Consider the following 19,775-nt stretch of genomic DNA (forward strand, 5'->3'; position numbering starts at 1 on the left):
TAATATGAAAAGTTTCGTTACCCACGGCAACCTTCTTAAGTATTTTATTTTTATACAGTAGTTATTCTTTACGCTTTTGAAATTTTTTATCAGTTTTCTTTTTTAAAAATTAGTTCTACCTCAATTGTATTTCTTGGCTTGTTAATCGGTATGTGCAGTTTATTCGGTAGCGATTTTAGTAAACAAAAGTTACACCTTACCACGGTCAAATCTATTTGTATCTCTATTAATGGTTCTTTTTAATTGCTCTAGGTGCTTCTTTTATCCATCCTTGGCTCCATTAGTTGCACAAATTTCACGCATCATTTTAAACTGGAAAATCTCTTTCAGAACAAACCAAGGCCCTTATTTGATTTTAAAAATACATTAACTTCATTTATGAAAATAATGGGCTCACTAAAAACGATTCAGTACTTTTTATAGTGATTTGGGCCAGAGGGCCTTAATCTATGCAGTGACAGTAGTACCTTTAGTTCCTGGGGTTCATTCCATTTCTCGATATTATGGATTTAAGGATTATAGTAAAAAAGCATTATGGACAAATGAATTAGATAACTTAGATGTTATTTGTAAGGATTTCATTGCCAAAAATGTTATATTAGTTAAAAATTTTAAGCAGCCAACTTTTAGTGTCTACCATAGTATGAAGTCTAAGCGCGCACGGTATAAAAGAAATGATGTGCACTTATTTTCGTTACAGTTTAGAAATATTATATGGTTCAGATTCCTCTAGTCATGGTAATAAAAAAATATATTTTCGGAGAACAGCTTAGTGTTTGAACGTCCTCAAGGTGGTGAGCGAGCGATACTGGTGCAACTGGCACTACCGGGAGTTGATGCAGATAAGGCATTGCAGGAATTTGAAGAATTAGCTCTTTCGGCAAAAGCGGAATTATTAGATTGTGTTTTAGGTACTCGCGCAACTCCTGACGCCAAGTATTATATTGGTAAAGGAAAGGCGGAAGAGATTGCTCAGATGGTGAAAGAGCTTGATGCAGAATTGGTTTTAGTAAACCATGAATTATCCCCATCACAAGAGCGAAATCTGGAACGTTTATTTGAATGCCGAGTAGTCGATAGAAGTGGTTTGATCCTTGATATTTTTGCCCAGCGCGCCCGAACCTTTGAAGGAAAGCTGCAAGTTGAGCTGGCTCAATTACAACATTTATCAACTCGACTTATCCGAGGCTGGACCCATTTGGAGCGCCAAAAAGGGGGTATTGGCTTGCGAGGCCCGGGGGAAACCCAATTAGAAACAGACCGCCGATTATTGCGAGAGCGCATTAAATACATTAACAAACGTTTGGAAAAAGTACGTAGCAGCCGCGACCAGAACCGCCAAGCCAGACGTAAAGCCTCTTTGCAGACCGTGTCTTTAGTGGGTTATACCAATGCGGGGAAATCCACTTTATTCAATGCACTGACCGGCGAAAGCATTTATGTGGCTAACCAGTTGTTTGCTACATTAGATCCCACCATGCGTCAGCTCAATTTACCTGGCTCTTCTTCGGTGATTTTAACCGATACAGTGGGTTTTATTCGAGATTTACCGCATCAATTAGTAGAAGCATTTCGTGCTACTTTAGAGGAGACACAACAGGCCGACTTATTATTGCATGTGATTGATATTTCGGATCCGCACTGGCGGGACAATGTGTTTTCGGTGCAACAAGTTCTAGATGAATTGGGAGTTCATGATGTCCCCATAATTCAAGTATTCAATAAAATTGATTTGCAAGAAGGTTGGGAACCTAAAATTGATTATCAAGAAGACAAATGCAAAGTATGGATTTCTGCGGCATCCAATTTGGGCTTAGATTTACTTAAAGAGGCTATAAGCAATCAGTTGCATGGAGCGGTGCTTGTGGAAGATGTGGTACTAAAAGCGACCCAGGCAAAATTGCGGGCGCAATTGTATGAGTTGGGTGCTGTTTTAAGTGAGTCACATAATGAAGACGGGGATTGGTTATTGAAGATTCGTCTTACCAAACCACAAAAACAACGTTTGTTTGCAATGGATAGTCCACCATCTTTGTAACTGCTTGGACCTTACGATGTCATCGTTTATGCTCGATAAATAATTAGCTCAAAATGCTCTGATTTATCTTCTTTTGGGGAGTTTATTAGGAGGAATTGTTGTTTATCCTTAGTACATTCCCACACAGGCGAGTCTCGCACTTAATTAATTCCTTACGGTGTTTGCGAAATGGATTCCCGCCTATGCGGGAATGACCACTGAGCTTTCGACGCAACACTAATCTAGATTTATGTTTTTTTTATCACGGTGTCTAGGGTTTTAAGATCTTGACCACCATAAAGAGTATTAACAAGTTCTCCTTGTGGATTGATAACGAAGGTAACAGGCACGCCAATTATATCCCCTAATCCTAATGCTAGGGCAGGGTCAGTAGCTAATGATGGGTATAAAATATTAAATTTTCGAATCAGTTTTTTTTGCTTATCTACTGGAAGTCCATCATAGTTTACAGCGAACAAGAGGATGGGATCATTTTCGTGTTTTCGATAAAAATGATTCAATTCGGGAATTTCGTCAATACAAGTTTTACACCAGCCTGCCCAATAATTAATAAGAACCCATTTCCCTTTCAAAGAGGAAAAAGAAATTGTATTTCCTTGGGTATCTTTAAGGAGAACATCCGCCTGACCCATGGCTGTTGTGCTTATCAATATCAATGCTGCAAATAAGGTTTTTATTTTTGAGTTCATAGTTATCTCATGCACTATTTAGAAGCTGCTTTGTACTATACCAAAAAACACTCCTAAAATCGCATAATTCGAATGAGTTTGCTTGCCTATAGACCCTTGTCCAATGATTTAGGTATGATGTTTGAATTTTAAAAATAATCGAGATCTCCAATGGCTAAACTTTATTTCTATTTTGCAGCAATGAATGCAGGAAAGAGTACGGTGCTCCTGCAATCAAGTTATAACTATCGTGAACGCGGCATGAATACTTTATTATTTACCCCGGCCATAGATAATCGGTATCAGCAGGGTATGGTTTATTCCCGTATTGGCTTATCCGAACCAGCTTTGATATTTAATTCAAAAGATGATCTATATCAACACGTCGTAGCGCAAGAAAAAAAATACGCATGTATTTTAGTGGACGAAGCCCAATTTTTAACGCGAGCACAAGTACATCAATTAACCGAAATCACGGATCAATTGAGTATTCCGGTGCTTGCCTATGGATTGCGTACGGATTTTCGCGGTGAATTATTTGAAGGGAGTCAATATCTTTTAGCGTGGGCAGATGAATTGATTGAACTCAAAACCATTTGTCACTGCGGACGCAAAGCGACCATGATTTTACGCTTAAATGCTCAAGGAAAGGTCATCACTGAAGGGGAACAAGTTGTTATTGGTGGTAATGATATGTATTCCTCTACGTGTCGTAAGCACTTTAAACAACGAGAACCAGGAATCATTAGCGTTATAAAAGAACAATTGACAGAATCCTAAAATTTTATCAGGGCCCTCCATTGCTGAATCTCAAGGACCCCACGTGCCGGAAAAATCTTCCTCAACACTTAAAGTTTATGATGCAAACTGTCGGTAATTGTAGGAATTTGTTCTTTCACAGGGTTAGCTTCGATTATCTGCTGTGCATATTCAACTAGTTCTTCGGAGGCAATAGGAATTTCTTTGGGAACATCCTGCAAAACCATGGTTTCTCCAGATGTTGTATATTTTTCTAGAATTTCTTGATACCTCGGTGAACCCATCATGCACGCTGCGTCAGCCATAGTTAAAATTCTAAAGCCTTCTTTGGCAATTCCCAATTCTTGTGCTCTTTGATTCATTTTATCGAAATACTTAAAAAATAGGGGACCTTCAGCGGTGGTAGTTGAAGCAATCTCGATGGACATTATTCTTTTACGAAAGAGTGGGTTAACGAAGGTTGTAGTATCTAGGGTATCTGCTTTAATAAAACCGCTTAAAATACGACCAGCTCCTTGCACAAGTACTAAACTATGCAAATCAAAATCAAATTGAGGGCGCCAATCATCTTCTTTAGTGGCGCCCAAAACTACGGTGGTTTCATTATTTCCCTGAGCAAGATCAAATATATTCTCACCTCGTGTATATTCGCCAGGTGCCTGTTGTGCGTTGAGAATACTTTGATAATATTCGAACTGTTCTACATCGATATGTCTTGCAGTTTGTGGACGAATATATACTGCAGGTAGACACATGGATGCAATGGCCCCTTTTGCAGCAATGAGCTGAAATCCTATCATATATTCTTTAACCGTATGTGGATCCGGTGAGGTCGACAGTAACACACAACTTTTAGGGTTATGGATAAATTCAGCAATGTTTAAAGAAAAAGGTCTTCTAGTGTATTTTCCAGCACCGAATCTTCCATCGATTGCAATACTTTCTACTTCATCAAAACCTGCCATCCCTCGGTGAATAATATCTAATCCATGGGGTAAGTTACTGAGCATTTGATGATATTCGACTTTGGCCCTTTTAATAGGCACATGGTGATGCTTACCTTCAGAGGGTAGATCGCGTGCGGGGCTAAAAAGCCTTCCAAGGCTACCGGATTTTGCCAAATGGTTTAAAATTAGACGACGGGATGGACTAACAGGTGCATTTCGCGTGACTCGGCCTAACATAACTTGGCCCTCCGGGCTAGGTGATTAAATTTAAATTCAACTGCTTATTATATAATCATAGCATAGGGTGGGTTTTGTTCAAAAATCAGGCATAAAGAGTGACGGTATATTATTGAACAAAGGTTTTTAAAGAAAGTAAGGAGAAAATTTTAAAATGTGGGTGGACGTGTGGTAGTAAAACTCGCTTAAATTCCAATTTATTGGAATCTAAGCATTTTTGTTGGGAATTAAAACTTATGTTCCATTTGTTGTTGTGATAATGTCTCTGTTTCATATTTTTCGGGATTGGCCTCGATCATCTGGCGCGCATATTCCACGAGATCCTCTGAAGCAATAGAGACTTCTTCGGGAACCGCTTGTAATATCATGGTTTTACCCGAGGTAGAATATTTTTCCAGAACTTCTTGATATTTATGTGAGGCCATTAAAAAAGAGGCATCAGCCAACGTTAAAACTCTAAAGCCCTCTTCAGTAATTCCTACTTCTTGTGAGCGCTTGTTCATTCTATCAAATTGTTTTTTAAAAGCGTCTCCTTCGGAGGTATTTGTTGAAGCGATTTCTATAGACATTATTCTTTTACGAAAGAATGGGTTGAGAATGGTGGTAGTATCTACAGAGTCAGCTTTTGTAAAACTACTCTTAATGCGTCCAGCTCCCTCTACAAGTACTAAACTATAGAGATCGGTATGAAATTGAGGGCGCCAGTCATCCTTTTTAGAAGCGCCCAAGACTACCGTAGTTTCATTATTTCCCTGAGCAAGATCAAAAATATTTTCCGACCGTACACGATTCCCTAACTCCACTGCCCCATCAAGAATTTTTTGATAGTATTGGAACGATTCAACATCGACATGTCTTGCTGTTTGCGGACGTATATATACTGCAGGTAAACACATTGACGCTATGGCCCCTTTTGCATTAATGAGTTGAAATCCTACCATGTACTCTCTAACGGTATAGGGATCCGGTGAGGTAGAAAGCAACAAACAACTCTTAGGATCATGTATAAATTGAGCAATATCTAGACAAACAGGTCTTTTAGTATATTTACCTGCTCCGAATTTTCCTTCTGTCGCAATACTTTCTACTTCAGCAAATCCTGCCATGCCACGATGAACGAAATCTTCTTGTTTTGGCAAACTGTCAAGCATCTGATGATAATTTACTTGGGCTTTTTGAGTCGATATAGGATGTTTTTCATGGCTGTGTTTTCCGAGATGCTCAAGTTCCTGGTAGCGAAGGTTATGGCTAAAAATGGTTCCTAACTTACCACTAAAGGATGAAGACTTTATCTGTTTTAGAACCACAAAACTCAATGGGCTTAACTCGCGTACTTTGCTCCACATAATATCTCCGCATTGTATTTGGCCAATAATGATTATTTTTAGGCACTTTAGCTAAGCATAGCACAGTGAGATTTTTACACACAAAATGGTTTGAGATGTGGTTTCATAAAATCAAGCCTGAGACCCAGCAGCAAGATCGAATTATGTATTTTGAGCTATGCTATATTAGCAAAAGGAAATCAAAGTTGTTGTTAGTAATATGGAGCGTATTTCATGAGCGAAATTAAAGTAGAGCGATTAATCAAAGGTATCCTCGTCCGCGAAGGAGCGGGTGTGAAATTACATCGCTATATTGGGATAGAGAGAAGCAATGATTTTGAACCTCTGCTTTTACTTGATTATTTCAATAGTGCGGAGCCCCTAGATTATATGGCTGGGTTTCCTTCCCATCCTCATCGAGGCTTTGAAACTATTACATATTTACTGGATGGCAGTATTACTCATGAAGATAATAAAGGACATAAAGGAGTTATCGCTGCAGGCGATGTTCAATGGATGACTGCAGGAAAAGGGATTATTCACTCAGAAATGCCCTCCGCTAATGGCAAACTACATGGCTTGCAACTGTGGTTGAATTTGCCTGCTGCAGAAAAAATGCGTGCGCCCTTTTATCAAGAAATGCAAAGCGAACAGCTACCTGTGGAAACGCATGATTCAGGCGCTCGGGTAAAAGTCATTGCAGGTACGACTGATAAAGGAACTCATTCGCCAATTACAGGTATTGCTACTCAACCTTTGTTATTTGATATTATTTTACCTCCTGGTGCCAGCATGCAACAGCATATTCCCCATGATTATCAGACAATCTTGTTGGTAATTTCTGGAGCGGTTCGTATCGGTGAGCAATTAGTCCAACACGATACTTTGGCAAAACTTGGTGCCGGAGATAATTTGCTTTTGAACGCTGAGACTGCAAGCCAATGTATTCTAATTGCCGCGGCAAGACTCCATGAACCTATAACGCGACATGGGCCATTTGTAATGAATACTCAGGAAGAAATTATACAAGCGCTGGACGATTATCGTAATGGTAGATTCTAAGCGTTTGTGATGTACGGGCTTATGTTCACTAAATTTGGTCTAAAATAAAATTAATGGAATTGAAACTAAACAAGTGAATAGGAGTAAAACCTGTGCATCCACGAAAGGAGCAATCTGCCAAAGAAATCTATAGGATAGTCGATCAATACTGTGCAGAAAATCGTCACGGTAAATACAGGACAAGCTCGGCTATTCCTCTAGTTTTGGGCATTTCAGATACGGATGCTCAAAAATTGATTAATAAAATTATGATTGCATTACCTGATTGTTTTTTTTATTTGGCAAAGCCCGAACGTATCAGGGAAATGATTCATTTTATTGCGCAACAGTATTTGCTTTTCCAAGCACAAGAAAACATTCATGATGAATTTTTTCCGAATTTACTTATTAATTTTGTTAACCATTTAGTCGAAGAGATTATGCTTCGTTATTACTCATATGCATGAGCAGGTGATTTTATGACTAGAGAAGAGATAATTCAGGGCACGGGTTTGAGAAGCCAAGATCTGAATGTACTCCTTTTGTTGGAGAAAATAATCCAAGCAGATACCCAAAAGCTTCACGTTGCCTTAACCGTTGCAGAAGAAAACCAGATTATTACTTTTTTAGAGAACGCTATTGGTAATCTGGAGTTAAATAATCAACTCCTGGAGTTAGGAAAGTTGTCGAAACATGATACAGGAGTCAGTTTTGCTGTGGTAAATATGATGAGAAATGTAACCTTTAAATCAAGGCATTGGCCTGAATTTAATTTGGATGGATCACATCAGTTAACTTTACCTCATTTAGGTGCCTTATCTGATTTAGCCTCTCTCACTCGTGATTTAGCCGTCTTCGATTGTTTGGGTTTAATAGTTGAAAACTCCCCATTGGCTGAGCTTTATCATGATGCTCAAAAGGCGATAAAAGAAGGTTTTTCCAAAGATCTCGATGTTTCTTCCAAAGCTATGGATTTTGAAATTAAAGCAACCAAAGGTGCGCCCATGTTTCTCCACCCAAATCGTCAAAAAGATGAATTTGTCTTGTCTGAATTTCTCTATAATGAGGAATATAAAATTAAATTGGATAAGTTAATTGAACATGATGAAACAAAAGAATTATTAAAGAAGCACTTAGGTGATGATTGGTTAATGCAGTTAGAACATAAATTCGGAATAATTCAACGTGAAACTCATGATAGACAATTAATAGGTCCTCTTCATCAGGGACTTATTTCTCAAGATTCTACGGCGCTGGAACAATACCTAGCGGAAGATAAAAGCCCGGCAACACTTATTTGTTCTCCATTTGTAGGTATTTGTACGATAGCGGTTATTAAAGAATTAAACCTACAGATAATACAAGAGTTGCAAAATAAGGGGGTAGAGAATATTCCATCTCCTGTACTGCAATTACCCCTGAGTGAAAAGCTTGAAGCATTATCCCCTGCTTCTTTTATCGATTCCTTGGATAAGTGTAGGGCTTTAGAGCGTTTACCTGGCCAAGCAACACTTATGATGAAAGAACGTTTGAGTGGGGCTAAAAACGAAGAGGAAGATAAGCCGACCAATCGACCTAAATAAGGTGGGGACAATAAATTCTCGCCTCTACTCCTTCTCCCGCAACCAAAGGAGTAGTTTATCTATCGAGATAAAAAGGATTTTTAAAAAATAGACTCCCTTCTCCCATTTGGTAGAAGAAGGGCTAGGAATAAGCTTAATTTAGCCACGTAGCCAACAACGATTCCATTGTTTTCCTTGCCTCTTTTAATGCATCAGAATCAAATGTAGAGGGGCTATGTAAGTCATCGCAATGAGCGGCTCCTTGGATCAATTGGTAGGTCAATTTAGGATTAATTGCATTTCCATTTTTTTCTGCTAAGGATAAAGTGGACCAAGGATCGTTTTCTCCATTGGTAAAATAAATATTTGAGCTTAAGATGTCCATTAAAGGAACGTATAAAGTGTTATTAAGTTCTATGGTGTTAGCAGGTTGAGTTAAACCAAACAAACGTTGGCATACCTGATGATGGTAATCCATATTAATTAACGAAGATCGAGTGGAAAGCGAAGCGTTAGGATGAGCATTTTGCCAATAACCGTATTCTTTGCAGGATTGATAGTACCACTGGCGCATGCCTAAGCCATCCTTATAATCACTAGGATTTTCGCTCATGGCGCCCTGCGCTGTCATTTCTACGGCACTAACATGCATGTCCTTGTATAATTTTTTGGCAAACTCAGCATAGCCTTGAAGTGGGGTTGGACTTGCAGATAAGCTGGTGCAAAATTCATCGCGCATTCCGTATTGTACTGCGGCAGCTCCGGTGTCAGCGATCAAGTATAAAAAATCAACAGGATCTTCAACCGCAGATGCATCAAATAACGCTTTCATTTGGTTCCATTTCGTGGCATCACTTAAACTGGCTTCCACGGTACTGACTGCCGCTCGCATTTGATTGGCACACTGAGAACCTGCCACTTGAGTCACATGGGCATCATATTCTACAAAGTCTTCTTTAGCCATTACTGGCGCGGATGATGCTAAAGCCCCGACAACTAAATAAGGAAATTTTAAACGATAATAAGCGGATAACGAACCAGGGTAAGAGCCTCCAAAAGCGACCCACTTCCCAGTCCAGTTTTTTTCATTGGTTATGCGGCGTTGAAAGTAAGCCAAATCATCCAATGCAGCTTCTGTAGTTAAAAAACGTAAGTTTTGGGTTGATAATGAATTGAAGGGCAAACTTTCCCCATAGTACCGATGTTCCAGAGCAATCAGTTTGGCATGGAACTTTTGTGCATAATTTCTGATTGCGCCATTTAGGGCACGTTTAGTACAAGCCGCTTCCCCGCAAATATAAAAAAATACCGGAGAGTCATTTGTTGGACCATAAGTTTCATCAATGTAGTAGCGTTGAGAAAAAGTCCCTACTGAAGCTTCATTATGATCGATTAATTGTTTAAAGAAGTGGAGTTGAATGGTTTTTTCAGCAACTAAAGGAATTTTTTCTGTTTGTTTTATCTGCAGATATCGCTCCACCACTCCTGCTTGAGCTGCAGAAAAAATAGTGCAGAGACTAAGGGATAGTACGGTCCATTTTTTGGTTAACATCATATGCATTATCCTTAATGTGATATAAAGCCTGTTCCTAGTACTGATGGTTTTTTTACGGTCCTATAATACCAATGCCCCACCATATACAGAGCTTATATTTTTTGCAAGAGCAATAGAAATGTTTTGTGCTTTGAAAAAAGAGTTATTTTTCTGAGGTAAATAGAATAAAAATAATATTTGTACAATTTACTTGGATATTGGCTATTTTCATGCCATGATGATGTCATTGTGAATTTTTTGAGTGATTTTTATGTTAAAAAAAATTCTAAGCTTTGCTCTTGTTTTTATCACTTATGATGCCTTTGCAGTCACGGAACTTGATTTATATAGGGCTCCCCTAAGCAGTTTGCATCAATTTTCCCTGAAACCACCCGCAAAAGTAAGTGCACGCACAGCAGCCCCAATTTTAGAAAAAAATACCCTACAACCTGTAAGTCAAACTCAGGAGCACTCAAAAACGATATTGCGGTATCAACAAATATATCGCGGGATCCCTGTTGTGGGTGCACAAGTCATGATTACTAAAGAGGATGCACAAGTAAATGGTCATTTACTTAACGACATTCAGCTGAATATTCAACCTACTCTAACTTCGAAACAAGCTATTGAATTGGCCAAAAAATCTTGGTTTAGTTTTAATTCTGAAGCGCCTATTAATGATGAGTTGAGTGAGTTACAAATTAGGGCGAACCAAGATAATGAATTGAAGCTGGTTTATCAGGTTTCATTTAAAACAACGCAAACGGATAACAAACCTGCCTGGCCATTTTTCATTATAGATGCACAAAATGGGGCAATCACCAAACAGTGGAATAACATAAAAAATTACATGGATACCGGTCCCGGGGGCAATGAAAAAGTTCATGAGTATTGGTATGGACGAGATGGACTGCCTTTCTTGGAGGTAACCCAAAGTGGCAGCCAATGTGTGATGAATACTGCAAAAGTAAAATTAGTTAATCTAGCATCTGCTTGGGACTGGAATGATCTTGTGATTACTCCATTTCAATATCCGTGTAGCAAGAATACAGAAGAAAATATCAATGGTGCATTTTCGCCAACCAACGATGCGTATTATTTTGGCCAGACTATAGTAGATATGTATAAAGAATGGTATGGAATTAATGCACTACAAGATTCTAATGGGGCCCCCATGCAACTTGTTATGCGCGTCCATTTTGGACAACATTATGACAATGCATTTTGGGATGGACAATTTATGTCTTTTGGAGATGGTGAGGATTTTTACCCCCTAGTTTCTCTTGATGTCGCAGGCCATGAGGTCACACATGGTTTTACCGAGCAACATTCAGGTCTTGAATACCATGATCAATCCGGTGCTCTTAATGAATCCTTGTCTGATATGGCAGGACAAGCATCACGTGCTTATCTTTTAGAAAAATTCCCGCAACTTTATAATAAATTGTACCTGGAACCCAATACGGTAACCTGGGGTATTGGTGAGACTATAGTTCGAGATTCATTTGGAAAAGCTTTACGCTTTATGGATTTTCCTTCTTCTGATGGCAGTTCAGCAGATTGTTTGGATAAAAATTTAGCGCAAAGTCAGGGAGCCTATTGCGCCATTAGTTATCCTGACTTAGTGGCATATGCAAAGTCACATATATCCAATCCTCAAGAAAGACAAAGTTTTATTGTGCATACAGCAAGCGGAGTGTTTAATAAGGCCTTTTATTTATTGGCTAAGAATGTGGGAATTAAAAAAGCATACCAGGCGATGATTATTGCCAACAGTAAATACTGGACTCCTACGACGAACTTTACTCAAGGTGCTTGTGGGGTTCTTTATGCTGCTAAAGATTTGCAAATTGAATCACAAATTGTTAAATCGGTGTTTAGCCAAGTAGGTGTGAGTACCACCAGTTGTAAGGCCAATTAAAGCACTATCTTTTTCCTGCCTCGGACGAGAACTCTCTTGTTGGGGTGGGAGAAGTTTGTTCATTTTGCTGCATGCATTTAAGAATCGATCATTTTTTAGGATAATCGAGCAAATTCTTTTCATTTGTGTGCTGGGGTAATTCATAAAGCTTTTTTTTTGCTCTACATGTTATTTCCCGATCAACATAATTAGTATATAATTATTAAGTTTTTAATTTTAAGTTTAAAATTTTAATGGTCATCTTTTTTATTACTTTAAGCATCCTGATATTAAGCTTGCTTTGCGTTGTCGTGATGGTGTACAAACTTTCTCGCCAACCTGCTGAGCCTATATCATTGATGCAATATTTAAAATTAAGTATAAGCGGAGTCATCGCTTTTATCGCAGACACTTTAGGCGTGGGCAGCTTTGCTGTGAATGTGGCCTTGGCAAAATTGACGGGCACGTTTCGTGATGATGAAATGCCTGCTGTAAATAATGGCGCCCAAGTTATTCCCGGGACAATCGAATCATTGTTTTTTATGGGTTTGATTGATGTTGACTTAACTACCCTTCTAACTTTAGTTATGGGTACCTGTGTGGGTGGCTTACTTGGTGGTTTTGTAGTCAGTCACTTAAGCAAGCAAGCGATTCGTTTGGCGATGGTTTGTTGTTTTGCTTTAATTATCCTACTGTTAATCTCTCATCAATTCCGTTTATTACCTGTGGGTGGTGAATTAACTGAATTGCATTCATGGAAATTGGTTATAGGCTTTCTGGCAATGGTGGTTTGTGGTGCATTAACTTCGGTGGGAATTGGTTTGTTTGTAATGGTACAAGGTGTACTGTTTTTAATGAATATTTCGCCTGTAGTTGCATTCCCAATTATGACTACAGCGGGAGCCATGCAGCAACCATTAACTACTTTAGTGTTCTTAAAACACGATAAAATTCCTTTAAAGAAAACCCTGATTTTAAGTCTTTCAGGTTGTCTAGGCGTCTTTATTACGATCCCTATTTTTATGCAGTTAACTATTACCTGGTTGCATCTCCTTTTATTGTTCATTTTGATTTATAATTTCTTTGCTGTAGGACGTTCGTTTTTACGTTCCAGACCCAGCAAAAATTACGTACAAACCTCAACACCAGCTTCCCTTGTAACAGCAGAATAATAGTTATACTTCACACGCTCATTTTGTGGGCGTGTGAAGTATAGTATGATTAGCTAATTTTTAAAAAGAAAAGAATGCCCTATGGATGAACCAGTCAGTAAATCACAGAAAAAACGAGACGCCGATTTTTTGCAGAAAATGGGTGTACAACTAATCGACTTGAGTTTATCCAAACTTGAGTTGCTTCCCCTTCCTGAAAATTTGTACAAAGCAATTATCGACGCCAAAGCAATTAAAAGTCATGGGGCCAAACGAAGACAAGCCCAACTAATCGGAAAATTAATGAGAGCTGCCGATCATGAAGAAATTTTAGCCGCTTATGAGCGTTTACTTGAAGAAGAAAGTGCGGTAACTGCCTCCTTTCATGAAGTTGAGCATTGGCGTGAGCGTTTGATCAATGAAGGTAAAGAAGCATTAACCGCGTTCATTGAAGCCTACCATCCAGAAGATGTTCAACATTTAAGGCAATTAATTAAGAAAGCAGTTGATGATCAGCAAAAAGAAAAAAATACAGGCGCTGCCAAAGCACTTTTCCGCTATTTGAGGTCTATCATAGAATGAAATATTCTTTATTCGTAAGCTGTCCGCGGGGACTTGAATATCTATTAGAAGAAGAATTAAAGTCATTAGGTCTAGCGGTTACGCGAGTCAGCCCACAGGGCGTTTACGGAGAGGCCAATTTATTGACGGTATATAAGTTATGTCTCTGGTCAAGAATAGCTAATCGTGTGCAATTAATTCTTTTTAGTGGGTACGCAAGTAATGAGCAGGCAATACATCAACTGTGTACCGAGTTTCATTGGCAGACCGTTTTTTCGCATGATAAAACAATTGCGATAGAATTCCACGGAGCATCCGAACGCATTCGCAATACTATGTTTGGGGCCCAAGTAGTTAAAGATGGGATCGTAGATCATTTCCGTAGATTAGACCATTCACGACCTACAGTAGACAAAGAAAAGCCACAAATTCTTATTCATGCCTATTTGAAAAACGATGTGGTCACTGTGAGCTTTGATCTCACAGGATATAGTTTACATCAGAGAGGATATCGTCATAAGGCAGGCGCAGCCCCTATAAAGGAAAATGTCGCCGCCGCATTGCTAATGCGGGCTAAATGGCCAGAATTAGCGGCTAAAGGTTATGCTTTGCATGATCCTTTTTGTGGTGCAGGAACCCTAGTGATTGAGGCGGCGATGATGGCCGCGCACATTGCTCCAGGTTTATTACGTCAGGATCAGTCGTTACAATATTGGGCGCAACATCAATCCTCACTATGGGAAAAATTGCGGGTAGAGGCCTTACAACAAGTTAAACCGCTGCCTGTAACTTTATTAGGAACGGATGCAGATCACAAAATAATTGCTGTAGCTCGTGCAAATGCGGAACACGCAGGTGTTGCTCCCTTGGTTAATTTTAAACACCAAGCATTGAAAGAAATGGATGCTCCCACAACAAAAGGATTGGTCATATGCAATCCTCCCTATGGTGAAAGGCTTAGTGATGCGACCCATTTAGTTCCTCTCTACCAGCAGCTTGGTAAGATTTTGCATGCGCATTATCAAGGTTGGAAGGCAGCAGTTTTGACCTCTAACCCTGTTTTAGGTAAAGCATTAGGATTACGGGCGAGCAAACAATACACCATATATAACGGCGCTTTGGAGTGTAAGCTTTATTGCTTGGATATTCATGTGACTAATGAGCTTAAAGGCATGATGAGTAATAACCTATCTGAAAGCGCACAGATGTTATTTAATCGCCTGGAAAAGAATTATCGTCATTTACAAAAATGGGCCAAGAAACACCAAATTTCGTGTTATCGAGTATATGATGCGGATTTACCTGAATATGCCTATGCCATCGATATTTATAACGATTATGCAGTTCTTCAGGAATATGCTGCTCCGGCAAGTGTTCCGCCCCATAAAGCAGAAAAGCGAAGTTTAGAAGTATTGCAGGTTACTCCAAAAGTATTAGAAATTGAACCCGATAAAATCGTTGTAAAACAACGTAAACCACAAAAAGGCAGCGAACAATATCAAAAACTGGGACAAAGTAGAACCACCATGGTGGTCACAGAAGGTCCGGCAAAATTTAAAGTTAATTTGTATGATTACCTGGACACGGGTTTATTTTTGGACCATCGCTTAATGCGCTTGAGTTTTGGGAAATTAAAACCAGGAACACGCTTTCTTAACTGTTTTTGTTATACGGCCACTGCCAGTGTTCATGCGGCCTTAGCTGGAGCCCAGACTATTAATGTTGATCTGTCCAATACTTATTTGCGTTGGGCTGAAGAAAATTTCAAATTAAATCATCTTGATTTATCGAGACATCAGTTTGTGCAAGATGATTGTCGAGAATGGTTGAGAGGTACTCGCGATCGATTTGATGTGATTTTTTTAGATCCGCCAAGTTTTTCTAACTCCAAGCGGATGACGGACACCTTGGATATTCAACGGGATCATGTTTCTTTAATAAATTCTGCTATGCGTTTACTCAATCCCGATGGTATTTTATATTTTTCTACCAATTTGCGGCAATTTAAATTGGACGCCCAACTTAAAGAAAAATATTCAGTACAGGATATTAGTGCGCAGACTATTGATCAAGATTTTAAGCGAAACCAAAAAATTCATCATTGTTATAAGCTAATGATGCCGCAATTTGCGAGTATTTGACACCGATTCATTTACAGAGAGTAAAAATGGAAAAGCAAAAGGGAAGAAGGAGAAGATTATTAGCCCCTGCTAATGTCTACCAACATATGGTTCGTAATGCTTTTTTTGGGCTTTTAATCACTTTACTGGCGCTTTTTATAGGAATGTGGGGATATCATTATTTGGAGAATATGTCTTGGATTGATGCATTCATGAACGCGTCCATGATTCTTTCCGGGATGGGACCAGCATCCAATTTGGTAACGGACCCTGGAAAAATCTTCGCAGGGTGTTATGCATTATTTAGCGGACTGGCATTTATTGCAATTATGGTAATCATCCTTTCACCTTTGATTCATCAGTTTTTTCGTAAAATTCATTTGGAAAGCAAAACAATCTATGCTGATGAGTAGGAGTAATAGCGAACGAATTACAGGGTATTCCTTTCCATACCATATATTTGCTCCCTCAAAGACTGCATGAATCCAGCCATGAAAAAGAGCTCTGCAACCAGAAATAAGGGCGCGATGAGTGATTGACTCAAATTATCCATGAATGCTGGTCTTTTGCCTTCGAGATAATGACCATAGAATTGTAATCCCCAGCCTACGATAAAAAAGATGACAAAGGACCAAAGACCTAATGGGGTCGGACCATCTTGACTGAACCAATTTGCAATCAATAATAAGATAAGCATAATTGGAGTAAGTGCTAACGCGAGTTGCCAATTTAAACGATAGTAATAAATTAAGCTGATTAAGGTCATTAAACAGGCAAAATTAGTTGCAAAGATCCCGGGGACGATAATTTTTACGAAACCAAACAGAATCATCACCGATAAAATAATGAGCGGTACACCCGCCATATGCGTATAACGTGTTTGAATATTTTGATGATAGCCGGCATAAAATTGTGCTTGTTCAATAAAAGATTTCATTTTAAAAACATAGACTAATAGAGTTTTATAAAACATAACACATTCTCTTAAGAAAAACAGTTATTCCCGCTAATCTGTGTTTCTCAAGATGTTTGACTAGGGACTATGAAGACTTCAACCAATTTAGCTACCTACTTATCAAAGGTGTATGCTCCTACAAGATAGAGCACATTTCCATTAGTTGAGGAACCCGGTATATAAGCGGCTTTTAAAGAGAGTTTTTTATAAAATAAACCCGCCCATGGGACTGCTCCAGGGAAAGGAATGCTGTGTAAAATATCAGGACGTGAGGTAACTAATACGGAAACTCCCAATCCGGCTTTAAAATTTTGGGTCAATTGAGCAACTTTCAAATAGGCATACCCTACAGTAGGTTCAATCTTACGATGAGACTCAAGGAAAGCAATTGCATAAAGACCGTGCCAATTTCCTTTTTCATCAAAAAAACCTTTACCCAATCCCCCGCCCCAAGCTAATTCGTTGTATTTTTTTTCTTGCAATAGTTCAGCAGGATAGGTAAAGCGGTTATGCCACGCATAACCTGAGAAATAAAGTTCTGTGTTGCCTTCAGTCCATGTTTGGTGAAGCCGATAACAAAGAGGCTTAAATATAGGAAGCCAATATTTACAACCCTTGGGTTCTTCGGTGCTAAACGTTAAGAGGTCTTTTTTCTTTCCATTATTCTGCACGGTTCCATTACTGCTTGATACTTGCGTTTGGTTAGCTTTTGGGGTAGATGAAATTACAGAGGATCTGTTACTGTAAGTATTTAAAGAAAATAATATCAATAGACCAGTAGCGATCTTTCGTAAGGTTGTTTTTTTCATTTAATTTAAAACCTATGCGGGATCTAAACAACAAACATAATTTATATGCTAACTTTTCCCATTTTGGCAGCGTTCTTGCTTATAAATAAATAGAACTATGACGTTTCAAAATCGTGAGCATACCATGGACTTGTTTCGTAAAAAAGAAATTAATGAATCCTTTGATGGTGAATCCCATCTTGTTAAATGTCTTACTGCTTTTGATCTGACTTTCTTAGGTATTGGGGCCATTATAGGTGCAGGTATTTTTATTTTGACAGGGGTGGTAGCGGCATCCGACGCGGGTCCTGCAGTGATATTTTCTTATATATTGGCTGGATTTGCTTGTGTCTTTGCTGCTTTATCTTATGCGGAATTGGCGGCCTCAATTGGCGGATGTGGCAGTGCTTATGGCTATGCTTATGCGGGTTTTGGAGAGTTAATTGCATGGATTGTAGGTTGGGACTTGCTATTGGAGTATGCCATTTCTGTTTCGGCAGTGTCGGTAGGATGGAGCGGTTATGCCAATGATTTTCTCATGGTACTAAAAATAAATCTTCCTAAAATGCTTTTGCATGGGCCCATAGAGGGGGGGAGCTTTAATTTATTGGCGTTTGTCATTATTGCATTTTTAACCGGATTATTAATTTGGGGGGTCAAATCAAGTTCCCGAGTTAATAATATTATGGTGATGATCAAACTTGTCGTGATTTTACTTTTTATTGTGATTGCTTCAAGGGAGGTTTATCCGCCTAATTGGTCCCCCTTTTTGCCTTTTGGATGGGGAGGAGTAATTAAAGGGGCTTCATTAATATTTTTTGCTTATATTGGATTTGATGCCGTATCTACAGCGGCAGAAGAGGCGATAAATCCACAACGCGATTTACCTATCGGTATCATAGGGTCACTATTTATTTGTACGATTTTATATATTATTGTTGCAGGGTTATTGACGGGTATAGCTCACTACAGCACCCTCAATGTTGCATCGCCCATTAGCCATGCTTTATTGGTTTTAGGTTATAAAACAGTAGCTAGCTTTATCAGTGTGGGTGCAATAGCGGGATTGACTACCGTAATGTTAGTATTATTTTATGGTCTAACCCGGGTTATGCTAGCCATGACTCGCGATGGTCTATTACCCAAGATTTTTTCACAAACAAACAAATACACTCATACACCCATACGCGTTATTTTTCTCTGCGGAGTGTTAATGTCTTTACTTGCCGCCTTTTCCCCAATACATGTTTTGGCCGAGTTGGTTAATGTCGGCACCCTGTTTGCTTTTTTTATTGTTTGCGCCGGTGTTCTCTATTTACATTATAAACAACCCAGCATGCCTAGACCGTTTAAAACTCCTGGGATGCCCTACGTTCCTATTTTGGGGATGCTTAGTTGTTTTTATTTAATTATTCATTTACCTCTGATGACGATAATCCGTTTTATTATTTGGATGGCTATTGGGCTAGTGGTTTATTTTGTCTTTAGTTATTCAAATAGTGCTTTAGCAAAAAAATAATTTAAAAGCATGTTTTGCGAGTTGGGGTCTGCTTTTTGCTCAATTTCTAATAGGAGCAACAATATTTTTCTTCTATGTTATAAATAAATTTAATTCCTTACCGTAAGAGACTAAAAAATAATACAAATTACTTTATAATGGCCCCGCAGATCATTAAATAAACAGAAATGGGGGTGTTATGGAATCATCTATAGAAATAAAAGACCGAATAAAGACAAATAAAAACACAAATGGATCAATTATAAGATTAGAACCTGAATATGCATCTTATTTGCACGGTTATCCGGGTGCTTATGGTTTCAATGTAAATGCATTACAAGAACTTGCTCGTGGTGACTCGCTCCCTATTAATAACCTGGAACATGCCTTATACAACACAAAAGCAATTGTTACAGAACTTGTTAATGATGGGGTTGAAATTGCTTTTGTTGCAGAAGAAGATTGCAGAGAGTTAAAAAAAATATTAGAAGAAGTTCCTCAGAGTTTGTGGAGTTTGACTTTTGAACCCCAATTAATCATGCAACAAATAGAGAATTCATTAAGCCAAGGTCCTAACTTTTTTGAAGAGCAAAGGAAAAAATATGATGTCCAACAAGAGCGTCATGATGAGGTAGAAGAAGTTCAATCGAAGCCGAATTAATTGATTAGAAATGGATCTTGCAAGATAGTT

18 protein-coding genes are annotated in these 19,775 nt (G+C 38.7%); 12 read left to right on the forward strand and 6 right to left on the reverse strand.

Features of this window, described 5'->3' with window-relative positions; all coding sequences use genetic code 11:
• The first annotated feature begins 772 nt into the window (after positions 1-772).
• Positions 773-2,038, forward strand: coding sequence for a ribosome rescue GTPase HflX (hflX, locus tag ACWTE2_RS07470; RefSeq protein WP_182392136.1), 1,266 nt, complete (start codon positions 773-775; stop codon positions 2,036-2,038).
• Positions 2,039-2,265: 227 nt separating this feature from the next.
• Here hflX and ACWTE2_RS07475 read toward each other — a convergent pair whose 3' ends face one another.
• Entirely contained in the window at positions 2,266-2,727 is a 462-nt protein-coding gene (locus ACWTE2_RS07475) for a TlpA disulfide reductase family protein (RefSeq protein WP_182392137.1), read from the reverse strand.
• Between the two features lie 150 nt (positions 2,728-2,877).
• On the opposite strand from ACWTE2_RS07475, the gene ACWTE2_RS07480 reads away from it, so the two are divergent.
• Positions 2,878-3,486: a thymidine kinase gene (locus ACWTE2_RS07480; RefSeq protein WP_454784843.1), complete on the forward strand. Its 609-nt coding sequence runs from the start codon at positions 2,878-2,880 to the stop codon at positions 3,484-3,486.
• Positions 3,487-3,554: 68 nt separating this feature from the next.
• Here ACWTE2_RS07480 and ACWTE2_RS07485 read toward each other — a convergent pair whose 3' ends face one another.
• Together ACWTE2_RS07485 and ACWTE2_RS07490 are read right to left on the reverse strand one after the other, a co-directional pair.
• Entirely contained in the window at positions 3,555-4,649 is a 1,095-nt protein-coding gene (locus tag ACWTE2_RS07485) for a hypothetical protein (RefSeq protein WP_182392139.1), read from the reverse strand.
• 227 nt (positions 4,650-4,876) lie between these two features.
• The gene (locus ACWTE2_RS07490; protein WP_454784844.1) at positions 4,877-5,995 is read right to left on the reverse strand and encodes a hypothetical protein; all 1,119 of its coding nucleotides are present in this window, start codon (positions 5,993-5,995) and stop codon (positions 4,877-4,879) included.
• A gap of 213 nt (positions 5,996-6,208) precedes the next feature.
• Here ACWTE2_RS07490 and ACWTE2_RS07495 point away from each other — a divergent pair, with 213 nt between their 5' ends.
• The 3 genes from ACWTE2_RS07495 (at position 6,209) to ACWTE2_RS07505 (ending at position 8,598) form a co-directional block, all read left to right on the forward strand.
• Complete coding sequence (locus ACWTE2_RS07495) at positions 6,209-7,036, forward strand: pirin family protein (RefSeq protein WP_454784845.1); 828 nt, start codon at positions 6,209-6,211, stop codon at positions 7,034-7,036.
• A gap of 92 nt (positions 7,037-7,128) precedes the next feature.
• A complete protein-coding gene (locus tag ACWTE2_RS07500) occupies positions 7,129-7,482 on the forward strand; it encodes a hypothetical protein (RefSeq protein WP_182392142.1) in 354 nt (117 codons plus the stop codon).
• 12 nt (positions 7,483-7,494) lie between these two features.
• On the forward strand, positions 7,495-8,598 hold the full coding sequence (locus ACWTE2_RS07505) for a hypothetical protein (RefSeq protein ID WP_454784846.1): 1,104 nt from the start codon (positions 7,495-7,497) through the stop codon (positions 8,596-8,598).
• A gap of 133 nt (positions 8,599-8,731) precedes the next feature.
• Here the strand turns inward: ACWTE2_RS07505 and ACWTE2_RS07510 are convergent, their stop codons facing one another.
• Positions 8,732-10,132 carry a S28 family serine protease gene (locus ACWTE2_RS07510; RefSeq protein ID WP_454784847.1) on the reverse strand — a complete coding sequence of 467 codons (1,401 nt, stop codon included), beginning with the start codon at positions 10,130-10,132 and terminating at the stop codon, positions 8,732-8,734.
• Positions 10,133-10,382: 250 nt separating this feature from the next.
• On the opposite strand from ACWTE2_RS07510, the gene ACWTE2_RS07515 reads away from it, so the two are divergent.
• From ACWTE2_RS07515 to ACWTE2_RS07535, 5 genes are all read left to right on the forward strand, one after another.
• Positions 10,383-12,032 carry a M4 family metallopeptidase gene (locus ACWTE2_RS07515; protein ID WP_454784848.1) on the forward strand — a complete coding sequence of 550 codons (1,650 nt, stop codon included), beginning with the start codon at positions 10,383-10,385 and terminating at the stop codon, positions 12,030-12,032.
• A 233-nt stretch (positions 12,033-12,265) separates the two neighbouring features.
• Positions 12,266-13,183, forward strand: a complete 918-nt coding sequence (locus ACWTE2_RS07520) for a sulfite exporter TauE/SafE family protein (RefSeq protein ID WP_454784849.1) — start codon at positions 12,266-12,268, stop codon at positions 13,181-13,183.
• 81 nt (positions 13,184-13,264) lie between these two features.
• Complete coding sequence (yjgA, locus tag ACWTE2_RS07525; protein ID WP_182392146.1) at positions 13,265-13,744, forward strand: ribosome biogenesis factor YjgA; 480 nt, start codon at positions 13,265-13,267, stop codon at positions 13,742-13,744.
• Entirely contained in the window at positions 13,741-15,864 is a 2,124-nt protein-coding gene (gene rlmKL / locus ACWTE2_RS07530; protein WP_454784850.1) for a bifunctional 23S rRNA (guanine(2069)-N(7))-methyltransferase RlmK/23S rRNA (guanine(2445)-N(2))-methyltransferase RlmL, read from the forward strand. The genes yjgA and rlmKL overlap by 4 nt, the downstream gene beginning before the upstream one ends.
• Positions 15,865-15,890: 26 nt before the next feature.
• Entirely contained in the window at positions 15,891-16,256 is a 366-nt protein-coding gene (locus ACWTE2_RS07535; protein ID WP_454784851.1) for a hypothetical protein, read from the forward strand.
• Between the two features lie 17 nt (positions 16,257-16,273).
• Here the strand turns inward: ACWTE2_RS07535 and ACWTE2_RS07540 are convergent, their stop codons facing one another.
• Together ACWTE2_RS07540 and pagP are read right to left on the reverse strand one after the other, a co-directional pair.
• A complete protein-coding gene (locus tag ACWTE2_RS07540; RefSeq protein ID WP_454785024.1) occupies positions 16,274-16,780 on the reverse strand; it encodes an Mpo1 family 2-hydroxy fatty acid dioxygenase in 507 nt (168 codons plus the stop codon).
• Positions 16,781-16,911: 131 nt separating this feature from the next.
• The gene (pagP, locus tag ACWTE2_RS07545) at positions 16,912-17,607 is read right to left on the reverse strand and encodes a lipid IV(A) palmitoyltransferase PagP (RefSeq protein ID WP_454784852.1); all 696 of its coding nucleotides are present in this window, start codon (positions 17,605-17,607) and stop codon (positions 16,912-16,914) included.
• Positions 17,608-17,731: 124 nt separating this feature from the next.
• Between pagP and ACWTE2_RS07550 the strand changes: the two genes are divergently transcribed.
• Complete coding sequence (locus ACWTE2_RS07550) at positions 17,732-19,105, forward strand: amino acid permease (RefSeq protein ID WP_454784853.1); 1,374 nt, start codon at positions 17,732-17,734, stop codon at positions 19,103-19,105.
• 178 nt (positions 19,106-19,283) lie between these two features.
• Complete coding sequence (locus ACWTE2_RS07555) at positions 19,284-19,745, forward strand: hypothetical protein (protein ID WP_454784854.1); 462 nt, start codon at positions 19,284-19,286, stop codon at positions 19,743-19,745.
• Positions 19,746-19,775: the final 30 nt, after the last annotated feature.

Source organism: Legionella nigrisilvae (genome assembly GCF_977063395.2).